The sequence below is a fragment of the Psychrobacter sp. SCQQ22 genome (assembly GCF_015864605.1).
GTDB lineage: Bacteria > Pseudomonadota > Gammaproteobacteria > Pseudomonadales > Moraxellaceae > Psychrobacter > Psychrobacter fozii.
In genome coordinates this window covers 1-5709 of record NZ_JADYWZ010000001.1, presented here as the reverse complement: position 1 = coordinate 5709, position 5709 = coordinate 1, and the positions used below count along the sequence as shown (strand labels likewise).

General features: G+C 47.8%; 2 tRNA genes and 2 rRNA genes. All 4 read left to right on the top strand.

Features of this window, described 5'->3' with window-relative positions:
• Positions 1-460: 460 nt before the first annotated feature.
• The 4 genes from I6E84_RS00020 to I6E84_RS00005 all read left to right on the top strand — a co-directional run bounded on the left by I6E84_RS00020 (position 461) and on the right by I6E84_RS00005 (position 5464).
• A 16S ribosomal RNA gene (locus I6E84_RS00020) occupies positions 461-1999 on the top strand.
• 89 nt (positions 2000-2088) lie between these two features.
• Positions 2089-2165: transfer RNA gene (locus I6E84_RS00015), tRNA-Ile, on the top strand.
• A gap of 8 nt (positions 2166-2173) precedes the next feature.
• Positions 2174-2249, top strand: a tRNA-Ala gene (locus I6E84_RS00010).
• Positions 2250-2602: 353 nt separating this feature from the next.
• A 23S ribosomal RNA gene (locus I6E84_RS00005) occupies positions 2603-5464 on the top strand.
• Together the 16S and 23S rRNA genes with 2 tRNA genes alongside form the textbook arrangement of a ribosomal RNA operon.
• Positions 5465-5709: the final 245 nt, after the last annotated feature.

The following is a 5709-nucleotide window of genomic DNA, read 5'->3' as shown; positions in this document are numbered from 1 at the left end:
TTGACACAGCTCTTAAACTCTATATAATACGCCCCTCAACAGGGAGAACTGGCAGTAATTAGGAGATAATTACTTAATTAAAACCCAGTTAACTCATTGAAACGAGATAAAAAAAGAAGTTGACAGACTATTAAAACATGATATGATAGTCAGCTCGCTAAATAGGATAAGCCGTATTGGCTGGGAATATTTAGTTTGAAATACTAACACTGGACGACAGTGATTAGGCATTATTTAAAAGCATAACTAAAGAACAACTTGTGTGGATTTTTGCTGATTCAGAATGTTAAAAAATAAAGTTGGTTGACTATCTTTTCGATAGGATTCTAACTATAAAAATTATCATTTAAGACAGTAAAAAAACTCAAAGTTAATTCATTACGAACATAATTTTTAGCGATTTTGCCAGATTAGATGAGCCAAGTTTAGAAGTCTCTTTAAAGGACTTCATAGCAAGATTAAACTGAAGAGTTTGATCATGGCTCAGATTGAACGCTGGCGGCAGGCTTAACACATGCAAGTCGAGCGGAAACGATGATAGCTTGCTATCAGGCGTCGAGCGGCGGACGGGTGAGTAATACTTAGGAATCTACCTAGTAGTGGGGGATAGCACGGGGAAACTCGTATTAATACCGCATACGACCTACGGGAGAAAGGGGGCAGTTTACTGCTCTCGCTATTAGATGAGCCTAAGTCGGATTAGCTAGATGGTGGGGTAAAGGCCTACCATGGCGACGATCTGTAGCTGGTCTGAGAGGATGATCAGCCACACCGGGACTGAGACACGGCCCGGACTCCTACGGGAGGCAGCAGTGGGGAATATTGGACAATGGGGGAAACCCTGATCCAGCCATGCCGCGTGTGTGAAGAAGGCCTTTTGGTTGTAAAGCACTTTAAGCAGTGAAGAAGACTCCGTGGTTAATACCCACGGACGATGACATTAGCTGCAGAATAAGCACCGGCTAACTCTGTGCCAGCAGCCGCGGTAATACAGAGGGTGCAAGCGTTAATCGGAATTACTGGGCGTAAAGGGAGCGTAGGTGGCTCTATAAGTCAGATGTGAAATCCCCGGGCTCAACCTGGGAACTGCATCTGAAACTGTAGAGCTAGAGTATGTGAGAGGAAGGTAGAATTCCAGGTGTAGCGGTGAAATGCGTAGAGATCTGGAGGAATACCGATGGCGAAGGCAGCCTTCTGGCATAATACTGACACTGAGGCTCGAAAGCGTGGGTAGCAAACAGGATTAGATACCCTGGTAGTCCACGCCGTAAACGATGTCTACTAGTCGTTGGGTCCCTTGAGGACTTAGTGACGCAGCTAACGCAATAAGTAGACCGCCTGGGGAGTACGGCCGCAAGGTTAAAACTCAAATGAATTGACGGGGGCCCGCACAAGCGGTGGAGCATGTGGTTTAATTCGATGCAACGCGAAGAACCTTACCTGGTCTTGACATATCTAGAATCCTGCAGAGATGCGGGAGTGCCTTCGGGAATTAGAATACAGGTGCTGCATGGCTGTCGTCAGCTCGTGTCGTGAGATGTTGGGTTAAGTCCCGCAACGAGCGCAACCCTTGTCCTTAGTTACCAGCGGGTTAAGCCGGGAACTCTAAGGATACTGCCAGTGACAAACTGGAGGAAGGCGGGGACGACGTCAAGTCATCATGGCCCTTACGACCAGGGCTACACACGTGCTACAATGGTAGGTACAGAGGGCAGCTACACAGCGATGTGATGCGAATCTCAAAAAGCCTATCGTAGTCCAGATTGGAGTCTGCAACTCGACTCCATGAAGTAGGAATCGCTAGTAATCGCGGATCAGAATGCCGCGGTGAATACGTTCCCGGGCCTTGTACACACCGCCCGTCACACCATGGGAGTTGATTGCACCAGAAGTGGATAGCTTAACCTTCGGGGAGGCGTTCACCACGGTGTGGTTGATGACTGGGGTGAAGTCGTAACAAGGTAGCCGTAGGGGAACCTGCGGCTGGATCACCTCCTTATAGATGACATTCGGTCAGCAAGAATTCACAACAAGTTGTTCTTTAGTTTAAGCTAGTATTTATTAGCTTTTGCCTTTGTAGGCATACAAAGGCCTGTAGCTCAGCTGGTTAGAGCACCGTGTTGATAACGCGGGGGTCGGCAGTTCAAGTCTGCCCAGGCCTACCATTATTTACGGGGCCATAGCTCAGTTGGTAGAGCGCCTGCCTTGCACGCAGGAGGTCAACGGTTCGACTCCGTTTGGCTCCACCACTATAAATACGAAACTTTAGATGCTAATAAATAAAATAGGTATTAAATAGAAACAAGTGATTCGCCGTTATATTGGCAAGATTACTTCTTTCTGTTTTATACAGAACCTGCTACTCGACGAGAGAGTAGGAACTATTTAAAAACATAGATATGAGTCTGGGTTAGGAAGAGCGTGTTCACGCGCACTTCTTAACCTTAATAACTCACCTCTTAACGACATCAGTTGTTATCCCAGGGGTGAGTTATTAAAAAAGTAATAAGAGAACTGAATCAAGCGTATAAAATTAGGTGATATCGTTATCATAATTAGATTGTATGACACTTAGAAGTCGAGAGACTACTTGGGGTTGTATGGTCAAGTAATGAAGCGCACATGGTGGATGCCTTGGCAGTCAGAGGCGATGAAAGACGTGACAGCCTGCGATAAGCTTCGGGGAGGCGGCAATATCCTGTGATCCGGAGATTTCTGAATGGGGAAACCCACCTACCATAAGGTAGGTATCTTGTACTTGTACAAGAAGCGAACGAGGGGAAGTGAAACATCTCAGTACCCTTAGGAATAGACATCAAATGAGATTCCCCTAGTAGCGGCGAGCGAACGGGGAGAAGCCGATTAATTCTAATGTAGAAGAACAGCGTGGGAAAGCTGACCGTAGTAGGTGATAGTCCTGTATTCGAAACATTAGAGTTAACATATTAAGTAGAGCGGGGCACGAGAAATCCTGTTTGAAGATGGGGGGACCATCCTCCAAGGCTAAATACTCCTGACTGACCGATAGTGAACCAGTACCGTGAGGGAAAGGCGAAAAGAACCCCTGTGAGGGGAGTGAAATAGAACCTGAAACCGTGTGCGTACAAGCAGTAGGAGCTTCAATTTATTGGAGTGACTGCGTACCTTTTGTATAATGGGTCAGCGACTTATATTCTGTAGCAAGGTTAACCGTTTAGGGGAGCCGTAGGGAAACCGAGTCTTAATAGGGCGTTTAGTTGCAGGGTATAGACCCGAAACCGAGTGATCTATCCATGAGCAGGTTGAAAGTGCCGTAACAGGCACCGGAGGACCGAACCCACTGTCGTTGAAAAGCCAGGGGATGACTTGTGGATAGGGGTGAAAGGCTAATCAAACTCGGTGATAGCTGGTTCTCCCCGAAAGCTATTTAGGTAGCGCCTCGGACGAACACCATTGGGGGTAGAGCACTGTTTCGGCTAGGGGGTCATACCGACTTACCAAACCGATGCAAACTCCGAATACCGATGAGTGATATCCGGGAGACACACAGTGGGTGCTAACGTCCATTGTGGAGAGGGAAACAACCCAGACCGCCAGCTAAGGCCCCAAATTCCTAGTTAAGTGGGAAACGAGGTGGGAAGGCATAGACAGCTAGGAGGTTGGCTTAGAAGCAGCCATCCTTTAAAGAAAGCGTAATAGCTCACTAGTCGAGTCGGCCTGCGCGGAAGATGTAACGGGGCTCAAACTAGGAGCCGAAGCTGCGGATTTGAATTTGTTTTCAAGTGGTAGGGGAGCGTTGTGTAAGCCTGTGAAGGTGTGTCGTAAGGCATGCTGGAGGTATCACAAGAGCGAATGCTGACGTGAGTAACGATAATGCGAGTGAAAAGCTCGCACGCCGGAAGATCAAGGGTTCCAGTCCAACGTTAATCGGGGCTGGGTGAGTCGACCCCTAAGGCGAGGCCGAAAGGCGTAGTCGATGGGAAATCAGTTAATATTCTGATACTTGTTTATAATGCGATGGAGGGACGGAGAAGGTTATGTCAGCCTGGCGTTGGTTGTCCAGGTGAAAGGATGTAGGCTTGTGGCTTAGGTAAATCCGGGCTACTACATGGCTGAGATCTGATAGCAAGCTGTACTTGTACAGTGAAGTGGCAAATACCATGCTTCCAGGAAAAGCTTCTAAGCAATAGTTATAAACGAATCGTACCCTAAACCGACACAGGTGATCAGGTAGAGAATACCAAGGCGCTTGAGAGAACTCTGCTGAAGGAACTAGGCAAAATGGTACCGTAACTTCGGGAGAAGGTACGCTGTTGGTGGTGATAGGACACGCTCCTTGAGCTGCTGGCAGTCGCAGATACCAGGCTGCTGCAACTGTTTATTAAAAACACAGCACTCTGCAAACACGAAAGTGGACGTATAGGGTGTGATGTCTGCCCGGTGCTGGAAGGTTAATTGATGGGGTTAGCGTAAGCGAAGCTCTTGATCGAAGCCCCAGTAAACGGCGGCCGTAACTATAACGGTCCTAAGGTAGCGAAATTCCTTGTCGGGTAAGTTCCGACCTGCACGAATGACATAATGATGGCAGCGCTGTCTCCAGCAGAGACTCAGTGAAATCGAAATCGCAGTGAAGATGCTGTGTACCCGCGGCTAGACGGAAAGACCCCGTGAACCTTTACTACAGCTTTACATTGAACTTTGACCTGACTTGTGCAGGATAGGTGGGAGGCTTTGAAGCAGACACGCTAGTGTTTGTGGAGCCAATCTTGAAATACCACCCTGGTCATGTTGGGGTTCTAACTCAGGTATAACAATACCGAGGACAATGTATGGTGGGTAGTTTGACTGGGGCGGTCTCCTCCTAAAGAGTAACGGAGGAGTACGAAGGTGCGCTCAGACCGGTCGGAAATCGGTCGTAGAGTATAAAGGCAAAAGCGCGCTTAACTGCGAGACCCACAAGTCGAGCAGGTACGAAAGTAGGTCTTAGTGATCCGGTGGTTCTGTATGGAAGGGCCATCGCTCAACGGATAAAAGGTACTCTGGGGATAACAGGCTGATACCGCCCAAGAGTTCATATCGACGGCGGTGTTTGGCACCTCGATGTCGGCTCATCTCATCCTAGGGCTGAAGCAGGTCCTAAGGGTATGGCTGTTCGCCATTTAAAGAGGTACGCGAGCTGGGTTTAGAACGTCGTGAGACAGTTCGGTCCCTATCTACCGTGGGCGTTGGAAATTTGAGAGGATCTGCTCCTAGTACGAGAGGACCAGAGTGGACGAACCTCTGGTGTTCGGGTTGTCACGCCAGTGGCATTGCCCGGTAGCTACGTTCGGATGGGATAACCGCTGAAAGCATCTAAGCGGGAAGCCCACCTCAAGATTAGATTTCCCTAAAGAGCCGTTCAAGACTAGGACGTTGATAGGCAGGGTGTGGAAGTGCAGCGATGCATGTAGCTAACCTGTACTAATTGCTCGTTTGGCTTGACCATACAACACCCAAGTGGTTTGTATACAAGTCTAATTAATCTATCTTGTATAAGCTGTAGTGGCTTATAGAATAAAGAAAGAATATTTCGATATCACCTTTAACCTTGATTCAGTTAGGTTATAAGTTGATCGACTAAAAAGTAAAATTTATAGTCAAACAATAAAAACAACAGACTCATATCTAACCCCCTTTGCTGACGACAATAGCGCGATGGCCCCACCTGATCCCTTCCCGAACTCAGAAGTG